The 1,753-nt window shown below is 57.3% G+C and carries 1 rRNA gene; it reads left to right on the top strand.

What is annotated here, in order from left to right:
* The first annotated feature begins 110 nt into the window (after positions 1–110).
* Positions 111–1,637, top strand: a 16S ribosomal RNA gene (locus tag AB4Y72_RS19655).
* Positions 1,638–1,753 lie beyond the last annotated feature (116 nt).

Here is a 1,753-nt window from a genome sequence, read left to right as displayed (position 1 = left end):
GTGCCGGGCCCGCCACCCCGTGGTGTGGTCTGGTGTTTTTAGCTGGTTTCAAATTTTGTGCATTGTGTGCATCCCGTTTTCCCGGGGGCGCATGGTGTGTCTGTTTTACTTCAACGGAGAGTTTGATCCTGGCTCAGGATGAACGCTGGCGGCGTGCTTAACACATGCAAGTCGAACGATGATCCGGTGCTTGCACCGGGGATTAGTGGCGAACGGGTGAGTAACACGTGAGTAACCTGCCCTTAACTCTGGGATAAGCCTGGGAAACTGGGTCTAATACCGGATATGACTCCTCATCGCATGGTGGGGGGTGGAAAGCTTTATTGTGGTTTTGGATGGACTCGCGGCCTATCAGCTTGTTGGTGAGGTAATGGCTCACCAAGGCGACGACGGGTAGCCGGCCTGAGAGGGTGACCGGCCACACTGGGACTGAGACACGGCCCAGACTCCTACGGGAGGCAGCAGTGGGGAATATTGCACAATGGGCGCAAGCCTGATGCAGCGACGCCGCGTGAGGGATGACGGCCTTCGGGTTGTAAACCTCTTTCAGTAGGGAAGAAGCGAAAGTGACGGTACCTGCAGAAGAAGCGCCGGCTAACTACGTGCCAGCAGCCGCGGTAATACGTAGGGCGCAAGCGTTATCCGGAATTATTGGGCGTAAAGAGCTCGTAGGCGGTTTGTCGCGTCTGCCGTGAAAGTCCGGGGCTCAACTCCGGATCTGCGGTGGGTACGGGCAGACTAGAGTGATGTAGGGGAGACTGGAATTCCTGGTGTAGCGGTGAAATGCGCAGATATCAGGAGGAACACCGATGGCGAAGGCAGGTCTCTGGGCATTAACTGACGCTGAGGAGCGAAAGCATGGGGAGCGAACAGGATTAGATACCCTGGTAGTCCATGCCGTAAACGTTGGGCACTAGGTGTGGGGGACATTCCACGTTTTCCGCGCCGTAGCTAACGCATTAAGTGCCCCGCCTGGGGAGTACGGCCGCAAGGCTAAAACTCAAAGGAATTGACGGGGGCCCGCACAAGCGGCGGAGCATGCGGATTAATTCGATGCAACGCGAAGAACCTTACCAAGGCTTGACATGGACCGGACCGGGCTGGAAACAGTCCTTCCCCTTTGGGGCCGGTTCACAGGTGGTGCATGGTTGTCGTCAGCTCGTGTCGTGAGATGTTGGGTTAAGTCCCGCAACGAGCGCAACCCTCGTTCCATGTTGCCAGCGCGTAATGGCGGGGACTCATGGGAGACTGCCGGGGTCAACTCGGAGGAAGGTGGGGACGACGTCAAATCATCATGCCCCTTATGTCTTGGGCTTCACGCATGCTACAATGGCCGGTACAAAGGGTTGCGATACTGTGAGGTGGAGCTAATCCCAAAAAGCCGGTCTCAGTTCGGATTGGGGTCTGCAACTCGACCCCATGAAGTCGGAGTCGCTAGTAATCGCAGATCAGCAACGCTGCGGTGAATACGTTCCCGGGCCTTGTACACACCGCCCGTCAAGTCACGAAAGTTGGTAACACCCGAAGCCGGTGGCCTAACCCCTTGTGGGAGGGAGCTGTCGAAGGTGGGACTGGCGATTGGGACTAAGTCGTAACAAGGTAGCCGTACCGGAAGGTGCGGCTGGATCACCTCCTTTCTAAGGAGCACCTACAGCAACCCTGCCCCGTGTATGCGGGTGTGGTGGTGTTGTCAGGAGTAACGCCCGTTGCGCAGACGMWWGTTCTGCGGCGGGTGCTCACGGGTGGAATATCA

Source organism: Arthrobacter sp. YAF34, from assembly GCF_052113245.1.
Classification (GTDB): domain Bacteria; phylum Actinomycetota; class Actinomycetes; order Actinomycetales; family Micrococcaceae; genus Arthrobacter.
This window is presented reverse-complemented; position numbering and strand designations above follow the sequence as displayed.